This is a genomic window from Pseudonocardia benzenivorans CB1190 (assembly GCF_000196675.2).
Taxonomy (GTDB): domain Bacteria; phylum Actinomycetota; class Actinomycetes; order Mycobacteriales; family Pseudonocardiaceae; genus Pseudonocardia; species Pseudonocardia benzenivorans.
On sequence record NC_015312.1, the window covers coordinates 360,683 to 384,334 of the forward strand.

The 23,652-nt window shown below is 73.9% G+C and carries 29 protein-coding genes, 1 tRNA gene and 1 riboswitch; of the genes, 16 read left to right on the forward strand and 14 right to left on the reverse strand.

Features of this window, described 5'->3' with window-relative positions; genetic code table 11:
* Window positions 1-25 precede the first annotated feature (25 nt).
* The 3 genes from PSED_RS01620 to PSED_RS01630 form a co-directional block, all read right to left on the reverse strand.
* Window positions 26-445: an STAS domain-containing protein gene (locus PSED_RS01620; protein ID WP_013672526.1), complete on the reverse strand. Its 420-nt coding sequence runs from the start codon at window positions 443-445 to the stop codon at window positions 26-28.
* A gap of 305 nt (window positions 446-750) precedes the next feature.
* Window positions 751-1,158 carry a VOC family protein gene (locus PSED_RS01625; protein ID WP_013672527.1) on the reverse strand — a complete coding sequence of 136 codons (408 nt, stop codon included), beginning with the start codon at window positions 1,156-1,158 and terminating at the stop codon, window positions 751-753.
* Window positions 1,159-1,289: 131 nt separating this feature from the next.
* Window positions 1,290-2,009, reverse strand: a complete 720-nt coding sequence (locus PSED_RS01630) for a TIGR03086 family metal-binding protein (RefSeq protein WP_013672528.1) — start codon at window positions 2,007-2,009, stop codon at window positions 1,290-1,292.
* 188 nt (window positions 2,010-2,197) lie between these two features.
* Here PSED_RS01630 and PSED_RS01635 point away from each other — a divergent pair, with 188 nt between their 5' ends.
* Window positions 2,198-2,986 carry a VldE C-terminal domain-containing protein gene (locus PSED_RS01635; RefSeq protein ID WP_013672529.1) on the forward strand — a complete coding sequence of 263 codons (789 nt, stop codon included), beginning with the start codon at window positions 2,198-2,200 and terminating at the stop codon, window positions 2,984-2,986.
* Window positions 2,987-3,009: 23 nt separating this feature from the next.
* Here PSED_RS01635 and PSED_RS01640 read toward each other — a convergent pair whose 3' ends face one another.
* The 3 genes from PSED_RS01640 to PSED_RS01650 are packed head-to-tail and all read right to left on the reverse strand — an operon-like array spanning window position 3,010 to window position 5,338.
* The gene (locus PSED_RS01640; RefSeq protein ID WP_013672530.1) at window positions 3,010-3,717 is read right to left on the reverse strand and encodes a response regulator; all 708 of its coding nucleotides are present in this window, start codon (window positions 3,715-3,717) and stop codon (window positions 3,010-3,012) included.
* Window positions 3,669-4,790, reverse strand: coding sequence for a sensor histidine kinase (locus PSED_RS01645; protein ID WP_013672531.1), 1,122 nt, complete (start codon window positions 4,788-4,790; stop codon window positions 3,669-3,671). The genes PSED_RS01640 and PSED_RS01645 overlap by 49 nt, the downstream gene beginning before the upstream one ends.
* The gene (locus PSED_RS01650) at window positions 4,787-5,338 is read right to left on the reverse strand and encodes a hypothetical protein (protein WP_041759174.1); all 552 of its coding nucleotides are present in this window, start codon (window positions 5,336-5,338) and stop codon (window positions 4,787-4,789) included. The genes PSED_RS01645 and PSED_RS01650 overlap by 4 nt, the downstream gene beginning before the upstream one ends.
* Window positions 5,339-5,488: 150 nt before the next feature.
* Here PSED_RS01650 and PSED_RS01655 point away from each other — a divergent pair, with 150 nt between their 5' ends.
* Window positions 5,489-5,728, forward strand: coding sequence for a hypothetical protein (locus tag PSED_RS01655; protein WP_013672533.1), 240 nt, complete (start codon window positions 5,489-5,491; stop codon window positions 5,726-5,728).
* A 9-nt stretch (window positions 5,729-5,737) separates the two neighbouring features.
* Here PSED_RS01655 and PSED_RS01660 read toward each other — a convergent pair whose 3' ends face one another.
* Together PSED_RS01660 and PSED_RS01665 are read right to left on the reverse strand one after the other, a co-directional pair.
* The gene (locus tag PSED_RS01660) at window positions 5,738-6,352 is read right to left on the reverse strand and encodes a hypothetical protein (RefSeq protein WP_013672534.1); all 615 of its coding nucleotides are present in this window, start codon (window positions 6,350-6,352) and stop codon (window positions 5,738-5,740) included.
* Window positions 6,349-7,104, reverse strand: coding sequence for a TetR/AcrR family transcriptional regulator (locus PSED_RS01665; RefSeq protein ID WP_013672535.1), 756 nt, complete (start codon window positions 7,102-7,104; stop codon window positions 6,349-6,351). Before PSED_RS01665 ends, PSED_RS01660 begins: the two co-directional genes overlap by 4 nt.
* Before the next feature lie 88 nt (window positions 7,105-7,192).
* Between PSED_RS01665 and PSED_RS01670 the strand changes: the two genes are divergently transcribed.
* Both PSED_RS01670 and PSED_RS01675 read left to right on the forward strand, forming a co-directional pair.
* Complete coding sequence (locus tag PSED_RS01670) at window positions 7,193-8,152, forward strand: ATP-binding cassette domain-containing protein (protein ID WP_013672536.1); 960 nt, start codon at window positions 7,193-7,195, stop codon at window positions 8,150-8,152.
* A complete protein-coding gene (locus PSED_RS01675; protein ID WP_013672537.1) occupies window positions 8,152-8,949 on the forward strand; it encodes an ABC transporter permease in 798 nt (265 codons plus the stop codon). The genes PSED_RS01670 and PSED_RS01675 overlap by 1 nt, the downstream gene beginning before the upstream one ends.
* A gap of 54 nt (window positions 8,950-9,003) precedes the next feature.
* Here the strand turns inward: PSED_RS01675 and PSED_RS01680 are convergent, their stop codons facing one another.
* Complete coding sequence (locus PSED_RS01680; RefSeq protein WP_013672538.1) at window positions 9,004-9,768, reverse strand: nucleoside phosphorylase; 765 nt, start codon at window positions 9,766-9,768, stop codon at window positions 9,004-9,006.
* 107 nt (window positions 9,769-9,875) lie between these two features.
* Here PSED_RS01680 and PSED_RS01685 point away from each other — a divergent pair, with 107 nt between their 5' ends.
* Together PSED_RS01685 and PSED_RS01690 are read left to right on the forward strand one after the other, a co-directional pair.
* Complete coding sequence (locus PSED_RS01685; RefSeq protein WP_041760303.1) at window positions 9,876-10,391, forward strand: VOC family protein; 516 nt, start codon at window positions 9,876-9,878, stop codon at window positions 10,389-10,391.
* 272 nt (window positions 10,392-10,663) lie between these two features.
* Window positions 10,664-11,698, forward strand: coding sequence for an LCP family protein (locus tag PSED_RS01690; protein WP_013672540.1), 1,035 nt, complete (start codon window positions 10,664-10,666; stop codon window positions 11,696-11,698).
* A gap of 36 nt (window positions 11,699-11,734) precedes the next feature.
* Here the strand turns inward: PSED_RS01690 and ku are convergent, their stop codons facing one another.
* Window positions 11,735-12,727 (reverse strand): non-homologous end joining protein Ku, encoded by a 993-nt coding sequence (gene ku, locus PSED_RS01695; protein ID WP_013672541.1) that lies wholly within the window; start codon window positions 12,725-12,727, stop codon window positions 11,735-11,737.
* A gap of 106 nt (window positions 12,728-12,833) precedes the next feature.
* Here ku and PSED_RS01700 point away from each other — a divergent pair, with 106 nt between their 5' ends.
* From PSED_RS01700 to PSED_RS01710, 3 genes are all read left to right on the forward strand, one after another.
* Window positions 12,834-13,757 (forward strand): ATP-dependent DNA ligase, encoded by a 924-nt coding sequence (locus tag PSED_RS01700; protein ID WP_143770747.1) that lies wholly within the window; start codon window positions 12,834-12,836, stop codon window positions 13,755-13,757.
* Between the two features lie 76 nt (window positions 13,758-13,833).
* Entirely contained in the window at window positions 13,834-14,022 is a 189-nt protein-coding gene (locus PSED_RS01705) for an antitoxin (RefSeq protein WP_013672543.1), read from the forward strand.
* Window positions 14,023-14,184: 162 nt separating this feature from the next.
* A complete protein-coding gene (locus PSED_RS01710; RefSeq protein ID WP_013672544.1) occupies window positions 14,185-14,778 on the forward strand; it encodes a putative glycolipid-binding domain-containing protein in 594 nt (197 codons plus the stop codon).
* Between the two features lie 25 nt (window positions 14,779-14,803).
* Here the strand turns inward: PSED_RS01710 and PSED_RS01715 are convergent, their stop codons facing one another.
* From PSED_RS01715 to PSED_RS01725, 3 genes are read right to left on the reverse strand one after another with little or no spacing between them, the layout of a single operon-like run.
* The gene (locus PSED_RS01715; RefSeq protein WP_013672545.1) at window positions 14,804-15,751 is read right to left on the reverse strand and encodes a prephenate dehydrogenase; all 948 of its coding nucleotides are present in this window, start codon (window positions 15,749-15,751) and stop codon (window positions 14,804-14,806) included.
* 44 nt (window positions 15,752-15,795) lie between these two features.
* Window positions 15,796-17,124 (reverse strand): amidase, encoded by a 1,329-nt coding sequence (locus PSED_RS01720; protein ID WP_013672546.1) that lies wholly within the window; start codon window positions 17,122-17,124, stop codon window positions 15,796-15,798.
* A gap of 46 nt (window positions 17,125-17,170) precedes the next feature.
* Entirely contained in the window at window positions 17,171-18,391 is a 1,221-nt protein-coding gene (locus PSED_RS01725; RefSeq protein WP_013672547.1) for a M20 metallopeptidase family protein, read from the reverse strand.
* Between the two features lie 104 nt (window positions 18,392-18,495).
* Between PSED_RS01725 and PSED_RS01730 the strand changes: the two genes are divergently transcribed.
* From PSED_RS01730 to PSED_RS01745, 4 genes are all read left to right on the forward strand, one after another.
* Window positions 18,496-19,008 (forward strand): tRNA adenosine deaminase-associated protein, encoded by a 513-nt coding sequence (locus tag PSED_RS01730; RefSeq protein ID WP_013672548.1) that lies wholly within the window; start codon window positions 18,496-18,498, stop codon window positions 19,006-19,008.
* Window positions 19,009-19,031: 23 nt separating this feature from the next.
* A complete protein-coding gene (locus PSED_RS01735; RefSeq protein WP_013672549.1) occupies window positions 19,032-19,493 on the forward strand; it encodes a nucleoside deaminase in 462 nt (153 codons plus the stop codon).
* Between the two features lie 37 nt (window positions 19,494-19,530).
* The gene (locus tag PSED_RS01740) at window positions 19,531-19,998 is read left to right on the forward strand and encodes an NUDIX domain-containing protein (RefSeq protein ID WP_233899271.1); all 468 of its coding nucleotides are present in this window, start codon (window positions 19,531-19,533) and stop codon (window positions 19,996-19,998) included.
* A 10-nt stretch (window positions 19,999-20,008) separates the two neighbouring features.
* Window positions 20,009-20,098 (forward strand) — tRNA-Ser (locus tag PSED_RS01745).
* A 68-nt stretch (window positions 20,099-20,166) separates the two neighbouring features.
* Here the strand turns inward: PSED_RS01745 and PSED_RS01750 are convergent.
* Window positions 20,167-20,481, reverse strand: a complete 315-nt coding sequence (locus PSED_RS01750; protein ID WP_013672551.1) for a DMT family transporter — start codon at window positions 20,479-20,481, stop codon at window positions 20,167-20,169.
* 12 nt (window positions 20,482-20,493) lie between these two features.
* A riboswitch (guanidine-III (ykkC-III) riboswitch) is annotated at window positions 20,494-20,558 on the reverse strand.
* A gap of 114 nt (window positions 20,559-20,672) precedes the next feature.
* Here PSED_RS01750 and PSED_RS01755 point away from each other — a divergent pair.
* From PSED_RS01755 to PSED_RS01765, 3 genes are all read left to right on the forward strand, one after another.
* The gene (locus PSED_RS01755; RefSeq protein ID WP_041759178.1) at window positions 20,673-21,383 is read left to right on the forward strand and encodes a rhodanese-like domain-containing protein; all 711 of its coding nucleotides are present in this window, start codon (window positions 20,673-20,675) and stop codon (window positions 21,381-21,383) included.
* Between the two features lie 187 nt (window positions 21,384-21,570).
* A complete protein-coding gene (locus PSED_RS01760; RefSeq protein WP_013672553.1) occupies window positions 21,571-22,941 on the forward strand; it encodes a multidrug effflux MFS transporter in 1,371 nt (456 codons plus the stop codon).
* Window positions 22,942-23,053: 112 nt separating this feature from the next.
* Window positions 23,054-23,638, forward strand: a complete 585-nt coding sequence (locus PSED_RS01765; protein ID WP_013672554.1) for a hypothetical protein — start codon at window positions 23,054-23,056, stop codon at window positions 23,636-23,638.
* The last annotated feature ends 14 nt before the right edge of the window (window positions 23,639-23,652 follow it).

A 23,652-nucleotide genomic window follows, 5' to 3' on the forward strand; every position in this document is an offset into this window, starting at 1 on the left:
TCGCCGTCAGCGGAGTACCGGCTGGTCAGCCGCCCACGATCGCCAGGTGGCGGACTCCTGTTCGGCCGGTGTGCGAGAAGTTGTCGAGCTCGGCGAGTTCGACGTCGTCGAGGACCGGGAGCCGGTCGAGCAACCCGTCGACGTCGTGCGGCAGCAGCGACCGGCGTCCTTCCAGGCCGGTGAGGAACATGCTGACGCCTGCCGACCCGGCCCGCCCGAACGCCCGGTGCAGAGCCTCCACGCCGTCGGTGTCGAACCGGCGGATCTGTGCGAGATCGATGATCAGTGCGCCGGGACCCGCGGGCCGCGGGGTGTCCTCGACGAGCCGTTCGACGAGCCGCACCAGCCGACTGCCCGTGCGTCCCGACAGCTCGCCCGCAGCCCTGACGATGTGTCCCCGTCCCGACCGTTCGACGGCCAGTTGCATCGTGAACGTCGCGTGCATTCCTCCCCCGTCTCGGGTGGCCGCCCCCGTTGGTGGCCCCCGGGGCATCGTTGCCCGCTCGGGTGAACGCCTCGACGCTAGGAAATGAGCGGCGCACACACGAGGGTCGAAGGTCCCGCCGTCCGGTCCGGGGTCCGCCCTGGTCGCTGTGGCTCGCAGGGCGGCTCCCGGACCGCACGTCTCCGCGACCGGCTGCGCAGCACGGGCGAGAGGGTCACCCTCGCCCGCACCCCCCGGACGGCGCGGCCGGGTCGCGGAACCTCGTGCGGTGCCGCACGATTACCCAGACCGTACCCTGTGGACGTTCAGGGTCCGGAAGGGCGCTCCTGCAAGGCCCAGCCGTTGCCGTCGGGGTCGTCGAAGAAGCAGAACGAGTTCCACGGTCCGCCCTTGCCCGGAGCCCACGTGCCGTCCTCGCCGACGTGCCGGACCTCGGTGACGTCGACGCCCCGTTCCGCCAGCTGGGACCGCGCGGCCTCGACGTCCGACACCGAGATCTGCAGGCCCTTGACCGAACCCGGCTCGGTCGAGGCCAGACCCGTGCCGAACGTGACCGAGCACGCCGAGCCCGGCGGGGTGAGCTGCACGATGCGCATCGTGTCGCTGACCTGCCGGTCGACGTCGACGACGAACCCGACCTGCTCGGCGTAGAAGGCCAGGCTCCGGTCGACGTCGGCCACGGGCAGCACGACGACCTCCAGCTTCCAGTCCATCAGCGTCTCCTCGTCACACGGCCGCCCGGTGCGGTGCGGCGCACTGGGAAGAACGACGCAGTGTCCCCGAACTCATCGGTGCCGGGGGAGTGTCGCGGGCGGTGCCGGTCGGCGCGGCCGGACGAGGGGGTTCAGCGCGGGGTGAAGTCGGGGTCGCGACCGAGCTCGCCGAGCAACCGGTCCTGCAGGGGCGCGTCGTCGGGTACGGCCACCCGCGGCCCGAACACGACGATCCCCGGCCCGAAGGCATCGGGCGTCCGCATCTCCGCCGGCATCGCCACGGCCGTCGGCCACATCCGCTCGACCTCCGCGGGGTCGATCGTGTCGTCCTGGAAGGTGGCGCGGGCGAGGTCCCAGCCGTGCAGGACGAGGTCGGCGCTCACGACCTCGTCGACGTGCCGGGCGACCGTCGTCTGACCCATCGGGGTGCCGACGACGGTGCGTGCGACGGTCGGGTCGACCAGCACGGCCTCGACGTCGGCGCGGGCGGCGTGCACGGCGGCGAGCGGGTCCTCGTCGACCGTGGGTGCGGGGCTCAGGGCGCGCCCGACCGGTGTCAGCATTGCCTGGTGCATGTCGACGACGTGGCCGACCACGTCCCGCGCCGTCCACTCCGCGCACGGCGACTGGTTGCCCCACGCGGTCTCCGCGACCCCGGCGACGGTGGCGGCGAAGCGCTCCGACCGTCGGCGGAAGCGCCGGACGATGTCGTCGAGCGCGGCGTCGTCGAGTGCGGCGTCGTCGAGTGCGGCGTCGTCGGGGGTGACGTCGTCGAGCGCGGCGTCGTCGAGCCCGGCTACGTCGAGCGCGGATTCGTCGAGCCCGGCGTCGGGCGGCTTCTCCTCGCTCACGCGTCCCTCCGTTGGTCCGGATGCCGGGTGCCGACGGCATGCTGCCACCCCGGCGAGCCGGGCGGAACGACCTGCAGCCGCGACACCGGTGGGCGCCCCGATCCGGGGAGGAGCGCCTCGGGCACGATGAGCGGGTGGGGCGCGTTGGCCCTGCGAGGGCACGTTCGCGACGACCCGGGGGAGAGTGGGTGCGCAAGGGCACGGCGGTCCTGCTGGTGGTCGTGCTCGCGATCGCGGTGGGGATCGGCGTCGTCGTCTGGCGGGCGGTGAACAAGCCGAGGCCGGGGTGCGTCGTCTCCGGCGACCGCGACATCACGCTGTCGATCGAGCAGGCCGAGAATGCCGCGACGATCGCGGGCGTCGGGTACGCCGAGGGCCTGCCCGACCACGCGGTGACCGTCGCCATCGCGACGGCGCTGCAGGAGTCCCGGCTGCAGAACCTGCCCGACGGCGACCGCGACTCCGCAGGCCTGTTCCAGCAGCGCCCGAGCCAGGGCTGGGGAACGTACGCGCAGGTCACCGACCCCGTGTACGCGGCGACGGCGTTCTACCGGAAGCTGCGCGAACAGCCCGACTGGCAGGACATCAGCGTCACCCAGGCCGCGCAGGTGGTGCAGCGCTCGGCGGCACCGCAGGCCTACGCGCAGTGGGAGCCGCAGGCGCGTGCCATGGCGATGGCGCTGACGGGGGAGTCGCCCGCGGCGCTGCGCTGCCGGGACGTTCCGCTGACCGTCCCGGGCGCCGATGTCGCCACCGTCGCCGCGAACGAGCTGGGCACGACCAAGCTCTCCGGGCCGCAGCCGCAGCAGCGCGGCTGGGCCATCGCGTCGTGGCTGGTCGCGCACGCCGCCCGGCTCGGCCTGGACTCGGTGACCTACGACGGGCGCACCTGGACGGCCGACTCCGGGCAGTGGGAGACGACGGGTCCCGCCGACGGCACGCTGTCGCTGCAGCGCGCCACCAGCGCCGACCAGTAGCCGGCGCCTGTGGGCCGTGGCCGTCAGTCCGCCAGCCCGTGCCGGTAGGCGTAGTTGACGGCCTGGGCGCGGTCGCGCAGCCCGGCCTTCGCGAACAGGTGGTTCACGTGGGTCTTGATCGTCGCCTCGCCGACGACGAGCCGACGCGCGATCTCGCGGTTCGACAGCCCCTGCGCGATCAACGCCAGCACCTCGACCTCGCGCGGGGTGAGCCCGTCCGGCGGCTCGCCCCCTGCCGGCGCGGGCTGGGACGCGGCGACGAGCCGGGCCAGCGCGCCGGCGTCGATCGTGCCCTGGCCGTCGGCGGCCGAATGCAGCGCGCGGCCGATCGCGTCGGCGTCGGCGTCCTTGGACAGCCAGCCCGCGGCGCCGGCCCGCAGCGCGGCGACGATGGCGTCGTCGTCGACGTAGGTCGTCAGCACGACGACGGCCGTCCCGGGGTGGGCCGCGCGGACCCGGCGGGTCGCCTCGACGCCGTCGCAGCCGGGCATCCGCAGGTCGGTGAGCAGCACGTCCGGGCGGTGCCGGTCGACCAGCGCGACGGCCTCCTCGCCGTCGGCGGCGGCCCCGACCACGGTGATGCCCGGCAGCAGGCCGAGCAGGGTGGCGAGCCCGTCGCGGACGATGCGCTGGTCGTCGGCCAGCACGACGCGCAGCGCGCGGCCCGTCCCGTCGCCGCCCGTCACGCCGTCGTCGTGGCCGCTGCCGGAACCGTCAGGGTCACCCGCCATCCGTCCTCCGTCGGTCCCGCGTCGACGTGCGCGCCGATCAGCGCAGCGCGTTCGCCCATCCCGACCAGACCGTAGCCGCCCGGTGTCGAGGGTGCGGGCGGCGCACCGGCCCGGTCACGGACGTCGAGGACGACCGCATCGTCGTCCCGGGCGAGCCGGACCCGCACGGGCGCGTCCGGCGCGTGCTTGCGCGCGTTGGTCAACGCCTCCTGCGCGGTCCGCAGCACGGTCTCGCGGACCTCGGGCGGCAACAGCCCGACGTCCTCGGCGTCGAGCGTCGCGTCGGGATGTTCGGCCACGAGCGCCTGCAGCCCCTCGCGCAGGTCGACGGGCTCGGTGCGCAGCGCGTGCACGGCGCGCCGGGCCTCGGCGAGCCCCTCGACGGCGAGACGGTGCGCACGCTCGATCTGTTCCACGGTGTCGGCCGGCGACCCGTCGCGCTGCACCATCAGCTTCGCGCCCTGCAGCTGCACGGCCAGCGCCGAGAGCGAGTGCGCCAGCACGTCGTGGACGTCGCGGGCGATGCGGGCCCGCTCGGCGAGCGCGGCGGCGCGGGCGTGCTCCTCGTCGGCCCGCGCCTCCGAGGCCTGCGCGATCTCGCGGTCCTCGGCCCGGCGCCGCGCGGCGCGCTGGGCGGTCCCGATGAGCAGGACGCTCACCATCGACAGCACGACGACGCCGATCGAGAGCAGGCTCTCCCCGCGCATCGCGACCGCGAGCCCGGTGTCCGTCGCGACGAGCACCGCGAGCGCCCAGGGGAGCGACAGCCGGCTGCCCGCGGCGCCGACCGCGACGTAGCAGAACGTGATCGGGACCGACCAGTGCCCGATGTCGGCGACGAGCAGGACACCGCCCGCCGCGACGGCGACGATCCACGCCGGCCCCAGCCAGGGCGGCCACGCCGGCCGGGTCGCCATGGCGGTCCAACCGGCGATCGAGAGCAGGCAGCCGGTGACCGTCAGCACGGACAGCCCGAGGCGCGGCGGCCCGATGACCGCCGCGCCCAGGATGACGGGGAGCCATGCCAGCGAGCCGACCCGCCGGAACGGCCCCGGTCGCGGATCGAGGATCACCGTCCGAGTGTGGCCCGGCCGATGCGCTCCGCGCGACGGCCGTCGCGCAGCGGCCGCCCGTCCTGCCGGATCCGCTGCCGCAGCACGATGCCCTGGACCGCGAGGCTCAGGCCGAACGACAGCGCGACCGTCGACGTCGCGAGGGCCGCGGTGGCGGCGTCCACATGGTGGGCGCCGATCTCGATGGCGACGCGGGTGGCGATCGAGATCGTCCACAGCGCCAGCGCGGGCACGCCGCCGCGCAGGTACAGGAAGCCCTCGCGCGTCTCGAGGCTGACGGCGCGGGCGCGCAGCCAGCCGAGGACGACGGTGAGGACCAGCTCCCCGCCGATGAGCGCGCCCCCCGCGGCGGTGATCGTCGGGTGTGCCTCCACGACGGCGTAGAGCCCGAGGACGATCAGCAGCAGCGGCAGCAGGGTGAGCTTCGTCCCGCTGGCGTACTGGCCCACGACCTGCCGGTACACGATCCAGCCGAGGACGAGGACCGCGATGAGGATCTGCTCGATGTTCACGACGTCGAGCCTGCTCGGTTCGGTCCCGCCGGACACCGGCCCATGGGTGGAGACCGGGTGGAGATCGGGTGGGCCCGGACCCGGTGCCGGGCCCACCCGTGGGCGGTTCGGCGGGATCAGCCGGGGAGGACCGCCGCCGACGAGCGGACGAGCGGCCCCGGCGGCCCGACGCCGAGGAGCCGGGACGTGAGCATCGAACGGATCTTCGCCGTCCTGCTGGCCGGCCTGCTCGGCTTCGGCGGCTTCGGTTCGCTGCCCGGGCTGTGCGGTCAGCCGGCCGGGGCCGGCGTGCAGACGGACACGGAATCCTGCACTCGGCGGCCGTCGGCAACATCAGCCCTGGGCCGAACGGCCTCTACCGGGACGGCCGGCGGGCTCGTGGCGGCCGTCGCGCTGGCCGTCGCCGCCGGTCTGTTGCTGGGCTGACGGTGCGTTCTAGCGCCTGATCAGCGTCGTCACCCGCACCACCGACGGGCCCGCCGGTGTCGACCCGAAGCCGAACCGCACCGGCGGGTCGACCGGGGTGAGCGCCCCCTGGTCGACGCCGTCCCAGGCGACCGACGCCGCGACGATCCGGTGCATGTCGCGGGCGCAGTAGAACTCGTCGCGGTCACCAGTGGCGCTGCCCCGCGTCCGCACGCCGGGGAGCACCCTGCGGGCGACGACGTCGATCGCCGACACCCACGGGATCGACGTCGCGAGCGGGGTGGGGACGGCCGCGAGCAGCAGCCCGAGCGGGGGCCGCCCGCCGGTGCGGAACGTCGCGGCGAGCGGGCCCGCGCGGACGGTCCAGCGGGGGCCGTCGACGGTCGCCGCCACCGGGACGACCCGCACCTCGTCGAACGTGTACGTCGCCGCGACGAACTCGGCCACCGCCGGACCGGGCGCGAGGAGCAGCCGGTGCCCGTCGGGGCGTTCGGCCATCACGTCGGTGAACGCGCCCAGCGGCGACCGCCTCCAGCGCCCGACGACGACGCGCAGCCCCGCGGCCGTCCCGAGCCCCGCGATGTGGCCGTCGAACCGGTCGAGCGTGGTCGTGGTCCCGGTCATCGTTCCCCGTCCGCCATGCGCTCGACGCCGTCGAGCAGCAGCCGCAGCCCGAATTCCCATGCGGCGTCGGAGTACTCCTCGTCGAAACCGCCCTGCTCCCAGATGTGCGTCATCGCCGGGAACCGCTCGGGCGTGTAGTAGGTGCCCCAGAAGCTCTGCCGGGACTCCCAGTAGTCGTCCTGGGTCACCCCGGTCCGGGCCGAGACACTGGTGTCGGTCACCGCCGAGCGGGCCGCCCCGAAGACGTGCGCCTCGACGAGGCCCGCCACGCGGGCGACCGTCGTCGCGGGCAGCCCGGTGAGCAGGACGGCGCGGTAGAGGTCCTCCTGTGCGTCGAGCACGTGCGGGCCCAACGGCATGCGCCACAGGTTCGAGCGGATCAGCCACGGGTTGGCCTGGTACATCGCCCACGCCTCGCGGGCGTGGAACTCGACCTGCGCCCGCCACGGCAGGGTGCGGTCGGGCAGGGCGCGCCCGGCCCAGGCGCGGTCGATCATCAGCTCGAACAGCTCCTCCTTGCCCGGCACGTAGGTGTAGAGGCTCATCGCCCCGACCCCGAGGTGCTGTGCCACCTTGCGCATCGACAGCTCGTCGACGCCCTGCTGCGAGGCGACCTCGATCGCGCCCGAGACGACCTGGTCCAGCGTCAGTCGCTGGCGCGGGCCGCGGGCAGGTGGCGGGGGCGGGTCCCAGAGCAGCCGGATCATGGCGCGGCCCTCGGCCGTGCCCCACTCCGTGTCTGGTTCGTCCATTTCGCGAGCCTCTCTTCACGCACTCACTTCGTACGGTGTACCGTATCGGACTGCTGACGCGGTACGCCGTACGGAGTTCGGAGGTCGGATGATCCACACCGAGTCGCTCGCCAGGACGTTCCGGGTGGGCAAGGAGACGGTCGAGGCCGTGCGCGGGATCGATCTCGACGTGGCCGAGGGGGAGCTGGTCGCCTTCCTCGGCCCGAACGGCGCGGGCAAGTCGACCACCCTGCGGATGCTCACCAGTCTGCTCCCGCCCACGTCCGGCAGCGCGACCGTCGCGGGGGTCGACGTCGTCGCGAACCCGGCGGAGGTCCGGCGGCGCATCGGCTACATCGGGCAGAAGGACGGCGCCGGCCACAACTACCGGGTCCGCGACGAGCTGCTCATGCAGGGCCGCTTCTACGGGATGAGCAGGGCCGAGGCGGCCGAGAGCGGCGAGGAGCTGCTGCGCACGCTCGACCTCGAGGCGTTGCGGATGCGCAAGGTCAGCTCGCTGTCGGGCGGCCAGAAGCGCAGGCTCGACATTGCGCTCGGCCTCATCCACGCACCCGGCCTGTTGTTCCTCGACGAGCCGTCCACCGGGATGGACCCGCAGAACCGGGCCAACCTGTGGGACCACATCATGCGCATCCGCGAGCAGCGCGGCACCACGATCGTGCTCACCACCCACTACCTCGACGAGGCCGACGCCATGGCCGAGCGGGTCGTCATCATCGACCACGGCCGGATCATCGCCGACGACACCGCCGAGACCCTCAAGGCCAAACAGGCGGGCGACCGGCTCACCGTCGTCGTCCGGCCCGACCAGGCCGCGGCCGCCCGGGCCCTGTTCGGGGCCGAGGGCAGCGACCTCGAGGAGCGCCCCGACGACGACGGGGTGGCCCTCTCCGTCCGCGTCGACGCCGCATCGCACGCCATGCCCGGGGTCCTCGCCCGGCTGCGGGACGCGGGCCTCGACGTCGTCGCCGCGGCGGCGCGGCGTCCCACCCTCGACGACGTCTTCCTCAACCTCACCGGCCGCAGCCTGCGCGAAGGAGAGTCCTGATGGCGGTTCTCGCCCCGCCCGCATCGGTCCGCACCAGCGTGCTCACCGACATCGGGCACGTGTGGTGGCGCGAGACGCTCACCATCGTCCGTGACCCGTTCTCGCTGATCTTCTCGCTGCTGCAGCCGCTGGTCTTCCTGGGTCTGTTCGGGCCGCTGCTGGCCGGGCTCGCCGGCGACGGCGCGCTGTTCGGCGGGTCGTCGCTGCAGTGGTTCCTGCCCGGCGTCGTCGTCATGATCACGATGTTCGGCACGTCGATGACGGGCGCGAACCTGCAGTTCGAGATCATGACCGGGGCATTCGAGCGGATCCTGGCGACGCCGCTGTCGCGCGCGTCGCTGATGATCGGGCGCGCACTCAAGGAGCTGACCCCGCTCGTCGTGCAGGCCGCGATCATCACGCTGGTCGCGATCCCGTTCGGGTTCGTGCTCCACCCGCTGCACGTGGTCGTCGGGCTGCTGATCCTGGGGGTCTTCGGTGTCGGGGTCGGCGCACTGTCCTACGCGCTCGCGATCGCCGCCCGCAAGAGCGAGTGGATCTTCTGGGCGGTGCAGCAGGCGTTGCTGTTCCCGCTGCTGATCCTGTCCGGGATGATGCTGCCGCTGGAGACCGGACCGGGCTGGATGCAGGTCGTCTCCAGGTTCAACCCGCTCACCTACGTCGTCGACGCCGAGCGCGTCCTGTTCGCCGGCTCGTTCGACGACGTGCGGATCCTGTGGGGTCTGGTCGCGGCGCTGGTCACCGCGGCGATCGGCCTGTGGGTGGGCATCCGCTCGATCCGCAGGGCGACCATGTGAACCCTGTGAGCGACGCCCCACGGCGCCGACGCTGCGCGAGCCGCGACCGACGCCCTACAGCGCCAACGCTGCGCGAGACGCGACCGACGTGAGGCCGGCCCGCGCCGCGCGGGCCGTCGTCCAGCCGCGGGCGTCCCACTCCGGACCGGCCAGCGAGTCCGCGGCCAGCAGCACCTGGGCGAAGCGCACCCCGCGGAACCGGGCGACCGCGATGAACGCCGACGCCTCCATGTCGACGGTCAGGCAGCCCTCCTCGCGCCTGCGCCGGGCCCGGGCGGGCGTCTCGCGGTAGACGGCGTCGGTCGTCCAGGTCCGTCCGGTGACGTGCGGCAGGCCCGCGGCGTCGAGCGTCCGCTGCAGGACGGCCACCCCCCGTGGGTCGGCATCGACGACCCGGCTCGGGCGCAGGTAGTGCGCGGAGGTGCCCTCGTCGCGCAGTGCGCTACCGACGACGACCGCGTGCCCCATGACCAGGTCCGGGACGAGCACCCCCGCCCCGCCGACGGCGACGATCCGGCGGGCGCCCATGGCGATGAGCTCCTCCAGTGTCATCGCCGCCAACGGCGCCCCGATCCCCGGATGGGCGACGGCGACGGGACGCCCGTCGATCTCGGTCTCCCACACCGTCGTCTCGCGTTCCGACGACAGCCGCGTGATCCGGCGGGCGCCCGCATCGGCCAGGCCGGCCACGACCTCGGGGAAGAAGCAGAGCACGGCCGCCTCGGGGACCCGCGCCCTGCGGGCGAGCCGGGCGGGATCGAGGATGCCGGACTCGTCGAGGTCGTCCTCGTACAGCGGCGGCGGTTCGGGGAGGTCCACGCGTGGATCATGCCGACAGTCACCCGATCGTGTTCCACGTGGAACCGCCGCGGTCGTACGGTGGGTGCCCCGGCGGTCGCCGGGACGTCGAGCGAGGGGAGCCGACCGTGCCACAGCCCGCCGGAGCAGAGCTCGAGGCCGTCCGCGAGCGCCGCGCGCAACTGCGCGACAAGTACCTGCACCCCGCCGCCGAGCGCCCGGCGACCACGGTGCGCGGCGTCCACCACCTGGCGCTGATCTGCCGCGACGTCGAGGAGACGATCCGCTTCTACCAGGACACCCTCGGGTTCCCGCTGGTCGAGCTCGTGGAGAACCGCGACTACGCGGGATCGAGCCACTTCTTCTTCGACATCGGCAACGGCAACCTGCTCGGCTTCTTCGACTTCCCGGGCCACGACCATCCCGACTTCCACGAGACGATCGGCGCCGTGCAGCACCTCGCGCTGTCGACGTCGCCCGCGGAGTTCGACGTCGCGAAGGCCAAGCTCGACGCGGCCGGGATCGACTACCTCGGGCCGGACCGCGGCGTCGAGAACAGCCTCTACATCCGCGACCCCAACGGCGTCGGGATCGAGTTCTACCGCGAGGAGCTGGGCCGTTTCGAGGGCGAGCCGCTCCTGTAGCGGGGACCGGGGGCTGCCCCCACCGACCCTTTCGCACCGTCCGTGGCACTCTGGACCGGGGCCCACCGGGCCCGCCGAGCGCACGCGTCGACGGGGTGAGAGTGGACATGAACGGTGGCTACGAGGGCCCGACGCGTCCCGTCGGTCGCGGCGGCCCCCCGCCACCTCCGCCTCCGTCGCGCCCTCGTCGCGGCCCCGGTCCCGGCTGGGGGCAGCCGCAGCGACCGCGCCAGGCCGTGCCCCCTCCGCCGGGGCGCCGGCCATCGACGCGAGTGCTGCCCACCACCCCGGCAGGCGACCGCCCGCCGGTCCGGCTCGACCCGGCACGGCGCCCGCCGCCGCCCGCGACCGCCGCGCGCCCGAAGCGCCGCGGCCGGTGGCGTCGCCGCATCCTCGCGGTCGTCGCCGTGCTGCTCCTGCTGCTCATCGGGTTCGGCGTCTACCTCGACGTCAACCTCCAGCGCACCGACGCCCTGCCCGCCGACAGCGCCGCGACGTCGGAGGGCACGAACTGGCTGATCGTCGGCTCGGACAGCCGGGCTGGACTCACCAGCGAGCAGGAGCAGGAGCTCGCGACGGGCGGTGACGTCGGCCAGCGCACCGACACGATCATGCTGCTGCACGACGGTGCCTCCGGCCCCGTGCTCGTGAGCATCCCGCGCGACTCCTACGTCCCGATCGCGGGCCACGGCTCGGCGAAGATCAACGCGTCGTACTCGTTCGGCGGGGCGCGGCTGCTGGTGCAGACCGTCGAGGCGGCCACCGGCCTGCACATCGACCACTACGCCGAGATCGGCTTCGGCGGCTTCGTCGGCGCGGTCGACGCGGTGGGCGGGGTGGACATGTGCATCCCGGAGGCGATCAAGGACCCGAAGGCGGGCCTGGACATCAAGGCCGGGTGCCAGGAGCTCGACGGCGGCACCGCGCTGGGCTACGTCCGGACCCGTGCGACGCCCGGCTCCGACTTCGATCGCGTCGCTCGTCAGCGCGCGTTCCTCTCGGCCCTGATCAGCAAGGCCACCAGCCCGGCGACCCTGGTCAACCCGTTCCGGGTCGTCCCGCTGGGCAGCGCCGTGACCGGCGCGATCACCGTCGACGACTCCGACCACATCTGGAACCTGGCGAGCCTGGGCTTCGCGATGCGCGGGGTCTCGGGCGGCAGCGGTGTCGCGACGACCGTCCCCGTCGGCAGCACGCCGACCATCGGCGGCGAGTCCGTCGTGCGCTGGGACAAGACCCGGGCGCAGGCGTTGTTCGGCGCGCTCGCCAAGGACCAGGCGCCGCCGAAGTCCGCGCTGGGACCCTGAGGCCGCAGGGGACCGACCCGCGACGGACGGTCGTCGTCAGGCGGGCTTGCGCGTCCGCCTGCGCGGCGCGGTCTCCTCGGCGGCCGTGTCGTCCCCGGCGGCCTTGCCCTTCTTCGTCGACCGGCGGGCGCGGGTCTTGGGCTTCTCCTCTTCCTCGGGCCCGGCCTTCTCCGGGGCCTTCTCCGGGGCCTTCTCCGGGGCCGGCGTCTCGTCGCTGCCCGCGGCGGTGTCGGCCTTCTTCGCCGGCCCGCCCCTGGCCGCCTCGACGCTGCGCTGCAGGGCCGTGAGCAGGTCGGTCATGCTGTCGCCGTCGTCGGCCGGCTTCTCCTCGACCGGCGCGGGCCGGGTGTCGCCGGTGGTCCGCTTGCGGTCGATCATCTCCGCGACGGCGTCGCGGTACTCGTCGGTGAAGTCCGACGGTTCGAAGTCGGCACCGAGGCTCTCGACGAGCGAGGCCGCCATCTGCAGCTCCTGGGGCCGCAGCTCGACGTCGGCGTCGAGGATGTCGAACTCCGGCTCGCGGACCTCGTCGGGCCACAGCATCGTCTGCAGGACGATCGCCTTGCCCCGCACGCGCAGCAGCGCCAGCGTCTCGCGCTGCCGCAGCGCCACCTTGACCACCGCCATCCGGTCGGTGTCGGTGAGCGCCTCGCGCAGCAGCGCGTAGGGCTTGGCGGCCTTGGTTTCCGGCTCCAGGTAGTAGCTCTTGTCGAACAGCAGCGGGTCGATCTGGTCGGACGGCACGAACTCGATAACGTCGATCTCGTGCCCGGTGGCCACCGGCAGCGAGTCGAGGTCGGACTCGTCGAGCGTGATCAGCTCGCCGTCCTCGGTCTCGTAGCCCTTGACGATGTCGGCGTACTCGACCTCCTCGCCGTCGATCGAGCAGGTCCGCTTGTAGCGGATCCGACCACCGTCGGTGGCGTGCACCTGGTGGAACCGGATGTCGTGGTTGGTCGTCGCGGAGTACAGCTTCACCGGCACGCTGACCAGCCCGAACGAAACCGCTCCGCTCCACATCGCACGCATGGCGTACCTGTACCCAGCCTTCCCCGTCGGCCGTCCGGCACGCCTGGAACCGACCCGAACAGCGCAGCGTGACGACATCTGGTGACAGCATGACGGTGTGCAGCCCATGCTCGCCACCCCCGGCGCGCTCCCGACCGGCCCCGGATGGGTCTACGAGGTCAAGTGGGACGGCATGCGGCTGCTCGCCGACGTCCGCGACGGGCTCGTCCGGCTGCTCACCCGGGGCGGGCGCGACGTGGCGGGCAGCTTCCCTGAGCTCGCCCGGCTCGACGCCGTCGCCCCGGACCTGCTGCTCGACGGCGAGGTCGTCCTGCTCGACCGCGGCGTCCCCAGCTTCACCGCGCTCACCGAGCGCATCCACGGCGCCGTCAGCCCTGCGCGGGCGGCAGCCCGGCCGGTCACCTTCATGGTGTCCGACGTGCTGCGCCTCTACGGCGTCGACCTCACCGCGCGGCCGCTGGAGGAGCGCCGTGGCACGTTGGAACGCCTGGACCTGACGCGCGTGCCCGCCGTCTCGCTCTCGCCGTCCTACACCGACGGCAGCGCGCTGCTCGCCGCGACGGCGCAGCGGGGGATGGAGGGGATCGTCGCGAAACGGGCCGACAGCCCCTACACACCGGGACGGCGTACGGCCTGGATCGAGGTGACCCACCGGCTCACCCGGACGTGCGTCGTCGGCGGCTGGCGCCCGGAACGCTCGAACCCGACGCGGATCGCGGCGCTGCTGGTCGGCGTGCCCGGGCGCGACGGCCTGCGATTCGCGGGCCGGGTCACCGCGGGGCTGGCGGGCGACGCGGTGCAGCGCATCCTGCACGGCGCTCTCGACGGCCTGACGACGGTCGCGCCCCCGTTCGACGAGCCCCTTCCCCGTGTCGACGGGGCGGGCGCGCGGTGGTGCGAGCCGCTCGTCGTCGCCGAGGTCGCGCACGCGGGGACCGAGGGCGGTCGGCTGCTCCGGCCGGAGTTCCGGGGGCTGCGCGACGATCTCGACCCCGCCGACGTCGACCCCTTCCCGGCGCCCGCCGGCTGACAGTGGCACCCGGTGCTGTCACCCGGGCAGGGTGCGCGCCAGGATGGTGCCCCGACAGCACGAGAAGGGGGCACACATGGATTTCGACGCGCTCAAGGGCAAGGCCGAGGAGCTGCTCAACGAGCACGGCGACAAGATCGAGGCGGGCGTCGAGAAGCTGGGCGACGTCGTCAAGGACAAGTACGGGCACGCGGAGCAGGTCGACACCGTCGTCGACAAGATCAAGGACTTCGTCCCCGATCAACCGCCCGCTCCCGGGCAGTGACCTGCCGTGATCGTGCGGTGAACGCCGCTCCTGCCCGGTTCCCCTGGGCAGGAGCGGATGCTCGCAACCGGCTACCGTGTGGCCGATGAGCGAGCCTTGGCGAGCGAAGGGTCGGCACTGTGCTTGCGCGCAGCGCCGACCGAGCCCCGGCGAGGGAGAGCGATGAGCGGCATGGTGACGTGGCAGGCGGAGGACGAGGTCGGCCTGGAGGGCGCCCGGGTCCTCATCGGACCCACGGGCTTCCGCGCGCTCGGCCGGGTCGTGCGGACCGGCCCCCACGGCGAGCTCACGGCGTCGTACCGGCTCACGCTCAACGAGGACCACTCCGTCGAGCGCCTGTCGGTGACGGCGGCGACCGCCGAGCGCGAGCGGCACCTGACGATGAACCGCACCGAGGACGGCTTCTGGCTGCTCGACGACGGCTCCGGCAGCACGCGGTCGGACTACGACGGCGCGATCGACGTCGACCTCGAGCGCAGCCCGCTGTTCAACACGCTCCCGATCCGCAGGCTGGGCCTGCACACCGAGCACGGTGACCACGTGATCCCCGTGCTGTTCGTGTCGTTGCCGACGCTCTCGGTCGAGCTGGTCGACCAGCACTATCGCACGGTGTCCGTCGTGGACGGTGACGCTCCCGCGGTGGTCAACTTCAGCTCCGGCGAGTTCAGCGCCGACCTCACCGTCGACGCCGACGGGATCGTCGACCACTACCCGGGGCTGGCCCGCCGGGTCAGGGCGATCGAACCGGTGGCCTGACCCTTCGGTCAGTCGTCCCGGTCGGTCAGTCGTTCCAGCCCACGACGACCTCGCCGCGCCGGCCCAGCTCCCGCAGCTCCGCGAGGACCCCCGGTCGCAGCGACACCCGCTGGGTGAGCGGGTCGCGCGTCGCCGCCCAGCGCTGCCGCGCGAGGTAGCCGGCCTGCACGGTGGCCGCGAGGCCCCCGGTCGACGCGAGCGCCCCGCGCATCGCCCCGAGCCGGCCCAGTGCCTCGTCGACCGCCGCGAGCAGCGCGTCCCGGTTCCCCTCGCACATCGCCAGCACCAGCTCGGGGCGCGTCCCCGCGACGCGGGTGCCGTCGGCGAAGGAGCCGGCCGACAGCGCGAGCGGCAGGTCGTCGTCGGGCTCGCCGGCGCCGACCGCGGCGAGCACCGCGGCCAGCAGGTGGGGCAGGTGGCTGATCCGGGCGACGGCCAGGTCGTGCTCGTCGGCGGCCGCGGGCACGACGTGCGACCCGCACGCCCAGGCCAGCTCCGCGACGTCGGCCCAGACCTCGAGGTCGAGCCCGTCGTCGGCCATCACGACCCACGCCGCGCCGGTGAAGAGCCCGGCACTCGCGGCCGTCCAGCCCGACTCGGCGGTCCCGGCCATCGGATGGCCGCCGACGTAGCGGGCCCGCGGGGCGTACCGCGCGACGTCGTCGGCGACCGCGACCTTCACGCTGACCGCGTCGGTCAGCCGCACGGTCGGGGCGACGGCGTCGACGCGGCGCAACACCTCGGGCAGGACCGGCAACGGTGTCGCCAGCACGACGAGCGCATCGGCCTGCGCGGCCCGGCGCAGGGCCGCGTCGAGGTCGGTGGTGACGTCGAAGCCGTCGGCACGGGCCTGCTCGGCCGTGCCCTCCGACGCGCTCGTGCCCCACGTGGTCCGGCCGGCCTTGTCGGCGGCCCGGAGCAGCGACCCGCCGATCAGGCCCGTTCCGACGACGCACAGTGCGCGCTCACCCATGCGGCGGAACGGTACGCGGGGGCGGGTCGCCGCCCGCGCCCGGCTCAGGACCGCTCGATCGCCGCCGCCACCCGCAGCACGCCGCGCTCCTCCAGCCGCACCCCGGCGATCTGCACGCCGACGGGCAGCTCGCCCTGGTCGACCCGGCCGGGCACCGACACCGCGGGCCAGCCCGTCAGGTTGAACGGCAGCGTCAGCGCGAGCAGGGCCGGGCGGACCGTCACGTCGCGACCGCCGACCTCCACCGACTCCGCGCCGATCGGGGTGGCGCGCACCCGCGTCGTCGGCAGTACGAGCGCGTCGATGCCGTCGCAGGCCGTCCGGATCTCCGCGGTCAGCCGGACGCGGGCCCGCTGCGCGTCGATGTACTCGGTCGCGGTGAGGTTCGCGTTCGGCTCGAGGCGCTCGAGCGTCGCCGGCTGGTAGTCCGCGCGGCGGGCGGCGAGCAGGTCCCGGTGGGTCGCGTACGCCTCCGCGTTGACGATCGTGAAGTACAGCGGGGCGAGCTCGTCGATCGCGGGGATCTCGATCTCGGTGATCTGCGCACCGGCCTTCTCCAGCCGCGCGACGGCGTCGCGGGTCGTCTCGACGATCACCGGGTCCGCGGCCTCCCAGTAGGGGCCGGTGGGCACGCCGATCCGCACGCCCGAGACCCCCGGCTGCTGGATGCCGCCACCGGTGCCGTCGGGCCGGGCGAGGACGTCCCACACGACGCTCGCGCCGTGCACGTCGGCGGTCAGCACCCCGACGTGGTCGCACGTGTCCGACAGCGGGAAGACGCGCTCGGTCGAGAGCCGCCCGCGCGTCGGCTTGAGCCCGACGACCCCGCACAGCGCCGCCGGGACGCGCACGCTCGCGCCCGTGTCGGTGCCCAGCGTCAGCGCGAGGTGCCCGGCCGCGACGGCCGCCGCCGATCCCGACGACGAGCCGCCGGTGATCCGCGTCGGGTCGTGCGGGTTGCGGGCGGGACCGGAGACCGAGACGTCGCCGGTGGGCCCGTAGGCGAACTCGTGGGTGTGCAGCTTCCCGACGACGACCGCGCCCGCCTCCCGCAGCCGCGCCACGACCGGGTTGTCGGCCTCCGCGGGGGCGGCGTCGGCGAGGACCGCCGAGCCGCAGCGTGTCGGCAGGCCCTCGACGTCGATGATGTCCTTCACCCCGACCGCGACCCCGTGCAACGGCCCGCGCCACTCGCCGCGGCCCAGCTCCTCGGTGCGGGCGGCGGCGTCGGCGAGCGCGCGCTCCTCGTCGAGCGTGACGACCGCGTTCGTCGTGTCGCCGCGCAGCCGGTCGAGGACGTCGCGGACGTGCTCGGTGGGGGAGAGCTCGCCGGAGCGCAGGTCGAGGGACAGGTCGCGGATCGAGAACGTCACGGGCCAAGCTTGCCTCCCCGCCGGGAGGCCGCCGTGCGCCGGGGGGTCAGCTCGCCGCCAGCGCCTCGAGTGCCAGGCCCGCGTACAGCGCGACGCCCGTGGGCATCGCGGACTCGTCGAAGACGACCCGGTTGGAGTGGTTCGACGGTGCCGTCGCGAGATCGACCCCGGGCGGGCACGCCCCCAGGAACGCGAGCGCCCCCGGGACCTCGCGCAGGACGTAGGAGAAGTCCTCCGCGCCCATGATCGGGTCGGGCATCTCGACGGCGCGGCGGCTTCCGAGCAGCCGGCCCGCCAGATCCGTGACCTGCGCGGCCGCCTGCCGGTCGTTCGCGGTCACCGGGTAGCCCGAACTGATCCGCACGTCGGCCTCGCAGCCGTGGGCCAGCGCGGTGTGCCGGCACACGCGCTGGATCTCGTCGTGCAGCAGCCGGCGGACCGGCTCGGCCATCGTCCGCAGGGTGCCCTCCATCTCGGCGGACTCGGGGATGACGTTGTTCGTGGTCCCCGCGGTGATCCGGGCGATGGTGAGCACGGCCGCCTGGTGGGCGTCGACACGGCGGGTCAGCATGGTCTGCAGCGCACCGACCATGGCCGCGGCGGCGGGGACCGGGTCGACCGCGTCGTGCGGGGCCGAGGCATGGCCGCCGCGGCCCGTCACCGTCACGGTCACGGTGTCGGCGGCGGCCATGATCGGGCCGGGTCGGGTGTGCACCTCGCCGCTGGGCAACGTCGCGCTGACGTGCAGGGCGTAGGCGGCCTCCGGCATGCCCGCGGGGCCACCCGGACCGAGCAGACCCTCGTCGATCATGTGACGGGCGCCGTGGAAGCCCTCCTCGCCCGGCTGGAACATCAGCAGCACCCGCCCCGCCAGGTCCTCGCGCGACTCCGCCAGCAGCCGGGCCGCCGAGGCCAGCATCGCGACGTGCGCGTCGTGCCCGCATGCGTGCATCGCGCCGTCGACCGTCGAGGTGAACTCGACGCCGGTGTCCTCGTGCAGCGGCAGGGCGTCCATGTCGGCCCGCAGCAGCACCGTCGGGCCCGGCCGGGCGCCGTCGAGGACGGCGACGACCGAACTCACCTCGCGCCCGAGGTGGATGCGGACCGGGAGGTCGGCGAGGGCGCCGAGCACGGCGTCCTGCGTGCCCGGCAGGTGCAGCCCGATCTCCGGGTGGCGGTGCACCGCTCGGCGTAGGGCGACGGTCCGCGGCTGCAGGGCGCGCGCACGGCGGTGGAGGTCGTCGAGACGCGCGTCGGCCGGGGACATGCGGTGATCCTCGCACTGCTCGGCCGCACTGCCACCGGGTGACAGGAGAGCGAAGTTGCGGCTGTGACGTGGACCATAAGACGTCACAGGCTTACGGTAGTGCCATGGCGGTGCAGAGCGTCCAGGCGCGCGACGACACGCGTGACCAGGCCCTGCCCGGGTACGCGGTCGCCGCGATCCGGGAGGAGGGCCGTTGGCGGTGCATATCGTTGGATGTGGCCGCCCTGCACGATCTCGACGCCGCCATCACCGAGCTGCGCGCCCTGCGTTCCACCGGCGCGGTCGTCGGGCTGCTCGACGTCGACGACGAGTTCTTCGTGCTGCTGCGCCCGGTGCCCGGCGGGGTGTCGCTCCTCGTGTCCGACGCCGTGGCCGCGCTCGACTACGACGTCGCCGCCGACGTGCTCGACCTGTTGCGCGTCGAGCTGCCGTCCGACGGTGAGGACGCGTTGTGGCCCGAGGGCGACCTCGCGATCCTGGCCGACCTGGGGCTGCCGGCCGAGGAGCTCGAGGTGCTGGTCAACGAGCTCGAGCTCTATCCCGACGAGCAGCTCGCCGCGATCGGCCGCCGCTGCGGTTTCGCCGACGCGCTCGCCGCGGTCGTCGACGCGCGCTGAACGCCGCCGGGCATGCTCGTGGCGTGATCCCCGGACCCGACGACGAGCGGCTCGTCCGGCGCGCGATCGACGTCGCCCGTGGCGCGCTCGGCACCGGTGACGTGCCGATCGGCGCCGTGGTCGTCGACGCGTCGGGCGCGGAGGTCGCCACCGCCTGCAACGCCCGTGAAGCGCTGGGCGATCCCACCGCCCACGCCGAGATCCTCGCGCTGCGCGCCGCCGCGGCCGTGCTCGGGGAGTGGCGGCTCACCGGCTGCACGCTCGTCGTGACGCTGGAGCCGTGCACGATGTGCGCCGGCGCGATCTGGCTGGCCCGGGTGCCGCGGGTGGTGTTCGGGGCCTGGGAGCCGCGGACCGGCGCCGCCGGATCGCTGTGGGACGTCCTGCGCGACCGCAGGCTCAACCATCGCCCCGAGGTCGTCGGCGGGGTGCTGGCCGACGAGTGCGCCGCGCTCCTGGAGGACTTCTTCGGCGAGCTCCGCTGAGGCCCGGCGCCTCGGCTGCCGAGGTTAGGGTCGTCCGGTGCCGGAGCCTCGTGTGCAACGTGTGGCCGCCTATGTCGTCTGCGTCGAGGACGGCCGGGTCCTGCTCACCCGGCTGACGCCCGCGCTCGGCTCGCGCTGGACGCTCCCCGGTGGCGGCCTGGAGCACGGCGAGGACCCCCTCGACACCGCCGTCCGTGAGGCGGCCGAGGAGACCGGGCTCGACGTCCGGGTCGACGACCTGCTCACCGTCGACTCCCTCCACGTCGTCCGCGACCACACTGGCGCGGAGATCGACCACCACGCGATCCGGATCATCTACTCGGGCACGGTCGTCGGCGGGACGCTGCGCGACGAGGTCGACGGCTCCAGCGACGCCGCGGCGTGGGTGCCCGTCGCCGCCGTGAGCGGGTTGGCACAGGTCAGTCTCGTCAAGATCGGGTTGGCGGCGTGGCGGGCGGCGCAGCGGCCCCTCCCCGGCGCCGGGGTCGTGGAGGGCGCCGGGTAAGCTCGTCGGCGGTAGCGTGTCCGAGCGGCCGAAGGAGCACGCCTCGAAAGCGTGTGAGGGTTCACGCCCTCCGTGGGTTCAAATCCCACCGCTACCGCCAGCCTGAACAGGCGAAACGCCGGGCCTCCCGATCAGAGAGCGCCCGGCGTTCGTCGTCTCGGGCGCCGGTCACGACACCAGCTTCAGCCCCACGACACCCCCGACGATCGCGGCCAGGCAGACGAAGCGGACGAGCGTCGCCGGCTCGCCGAGGACGACCATCCCGTAGAGCGCCGTCCCGACCGCGCCGATCCCGACCCACACGACATACGCGGTCCCGACCGGCAGCGTCCGCAGCGACCACGCCAGCCCGACCATGCTCGCGACCAGCGCGACGCCGAACACGACCGACGGCAGCGGCCGGCTGAAGCCCTCCGACCGGGACAGGGCGCTCGCCCACACCGTCTCGAGGATCCCCGACAGCACCAGCACGATCCATGCCATGACACGCCTCCGTGGGCGTCGTCTTGTCGTGCCGGGTACGACGCACTCGTCCGGGGCGGCCGCGGCGGCGGCTCCACGGCCAGGCTACCGGTCTCCCGACATCTGGACGGTGGCGTCGCGCACCCGCCGTAATGTACGGTCATTCCGTCGCTGGCAGGTGGGGAGGCGCCATGTCGCAAAGGACGCTCCGCGTGGTCCGTGACGTGGCCGACGACCAGGCCGGTGACCTGGCCTGTGACACGGCCGGAGTCGTGTCGTCCGGCCTGCCCACCGTCCCGGCCGCCCAGGTCGTGCGGGCGCAGGGCACCGGCGCGTTCGTGCTCGACGTCCGCGACCACCGGCAGTTCGCCGTCGGGCACCTGGCCGGGTCGGTCAACGTCGGACTGGACGACCCCGCGTTCGTCGACGTCTGTGCAGGCCTGCTGGCCCCGGGCGTCGAGATCGTCGTCGTCGGCCCGGTCGGGCCGGCGGAGCGGGCGGCGGAGCTCCTGCGCGCCGAGGGGCTCGGGCCGATCGTCGGTCGGCTGGCCGATCCCGGCGCCGCGTCCGTGTCGCGCCGGACGTGCGTCGCGGGGACCGGCACATCCACGGAGCCGGGCACCGTCGTGGAGTCGGGCACCGTCTCGCGGCCCGGCGCGGACGGCGGCTGCGGGCAGGTCGTCGACGTGCGGGAGTGCGGCGGCCCGTCGCCGCGTGGCGCGCTGCGCATCCCGCTCGACGAGCTGCTCGGCCGGCTGGTCGAGCTGCGGCCCGATGCGACCGTCACGGTGCTCGACGACGACGGACGTCGTTCCTCGACCGCCGCGTCGCTCCTGCGCGCCTGCGGTTTCGCCGACGTCGTCGAGATGCTCGCCGGTGCGCCCGCCGTGCGCCCGCGGCTGCGTCTGCTCGCGAGCGCGTGATCGCCGGCGCGTGATCGCCGGCGGGTGATCGACAGGGCCTGATCGTGCCCTCATTTCACCATCTGCCGTGCCTGTGAGACAGATCCCACGGTCGGCCATGGTCCAGAACGGACGCCTCTGGCACCGTAATTGCTTGCGGTTTACTAAATAATCTTGCCCGGCGATCCCGGGCCATACGGACGGTGACGTGACCACGCACTCGGAACCAGAAGCGACACCCGACGCGGCGCCGGGCGTGACCCGATCCGGCGCGGCACTGCTCTCTCACCGACAGGTCCGGCGCATCCTTCCGGCCGCGGTGATGTTCACCTGGCTCGGCCCGTTCTCGATGGACGCCTACAGCCCGGCGTTCCCCGCCATCCAGTCGGAGTTCGCGACCTCCGACGGCATGGTCCAGGCGACCCTCGCGACGACGTTGATCGGCCTGTCGGTCGGGCAGCTGATCGTGGGCCCGCTGAGCGACCGCTTCGGCCGCCGCCGACCGTTGACGATCGGGCTGGCGGGCTACGTCGTCGCGTCGGTGCTGTGCTCGTTCGCCTGGTCGATCGAGGTCCTGATCGGCGCGCGGCTGCTGCAGGGCTTCAGCGCCGCCGCGGGCATCGCCGTCGCCCGCGCCGTCGCGCGCGACGTCCACTCGGGTGCGACGCTCGCCCGGTTCTACTCGCTGCTCGCGGCATCGACGGCGTTGGCGCCCATGATCGCTCCGATCCTGGGGGCCGGCCTTCTCGAGCTGGGCCTGTCCTGGCGGTTCATCTTCGGTCTGACGTTGGCGCTGGGCGTCGTGGGTCTGGGCCTGGTGGTGTTCGTCCTGCCCGAGACCCATCCCGACCGGATCGGCGGACGGACGCCGCCGACCCCCGCCGAGCGGGCCCGGCGCAAGGCCGACGGTGAGTCGCACCTGGGTCTCTGGTCGCTGCTGCGTCGCAGGCACGTGTTCGTCAGCGCGCTCGTCCTCGGCTCCGTCGGCGCCGCGATGATCGCGCAGCTCGCCGGGCTCTCGTTCTACCTGCAGACCGAGCGCGGCCTCGGTCCGGGTGCCTACAGCGCGATCTTCGCCGTCAACGCGGCAGGCCTCGTGCTGGCCAACAACGTCAACCGGCTGCTGCTGCGACGGTTCACCGCCCAGCGGCTGCTGTCGGTCGCGACGCCGGTGATGCTGCTCGCCGCGCTCACGTTCGCGGCACTGTTGCGCGCGGGCGCGCCGCTGCCGGTCGCGCTGCCCGCGCTGTTCGCCTTCATGAGCTGCTGGGGCTTCGTGATGCCCAACGCCGTGTCGGTCGGGATGGCGGTCGAGCGGCACGCCGCCGGGCGGGCGTCGGCGATCCTGGGGGTGGCGCAGTTCGGCTTCTCGGCGTTCGTGGCGCCGGTCGTCGGCATCCTGCCGGCGGTCCTCGGGGTGCCGTCGATGGCCGTGGTCATGGTCATCTGCCTCGCGGTCGCCGTCACGGTCCAGCTGGTGTCGCGGGCGCGGCTGCCGCGCCGGCCGAGGGAGGTTCCGGTCGTACCGCAGGAGCTCGCCGACTCCGCAGCGCAACCGACCTGTCGCGCTGCGGGCTGATCGTGGCGGACGCCCACTGAGTTCTTACCCGGAGTTCTTACCCTCTGTTGACCCTGCTCGTCGAAACTCTCCGTAGCCTCGGGGAGGGCCGAACGGGAAGGAGCGGGACGAGGTGAACGGACGGGCGGCACGCGTCGTGACCGTGGGCTTCGCCGTCGTCGTCTGGTCGATCACCCACGCGCTCACCCACGAGGCCATGAGCCGCGCCCATGAGGAGACGGGCGGAGCCGTCCCGGGTGCATCCGTCGGACGGCTCGCGCTCGGCGCGGCCGCACTGGTGCTGGTCTCGGGCATCGCCGCCGCGATGGCCGGACGTCCCGCCGACCTCCGCCGGCGGCGTCGGCCGCGCGCCGGCGGTTCGCTCGCCGGACCGGCCGCGTTCGTGGGCGCCGAGGCGGTCACCCACATCGGTGCCGGCCATGCTGCTCCGCCGATCGCGCTGCTGGTCGCGGCGCTCGTCGTGCACGCGGTCGTCGGCACGGTGTGCCATCAGCTCTGGTCGACGGGCCGGGCCGAGCGGGTCCTCGCGCTGCTGACGTTCCGGCCGGGGGAGCGCCCCGCCGGAGCCGGCGACCCGACGGACGCCGACCGCAGCTGGGCCACGGGCGTCAGCCGGTGGTGGGTGTCGAGCAGGGGACCGCCCCGGGACACGACCGTCCCGAGCCCCACCACCACCCTCGCGCCGCTGCCGGCCTGACCCGACACGGGCCC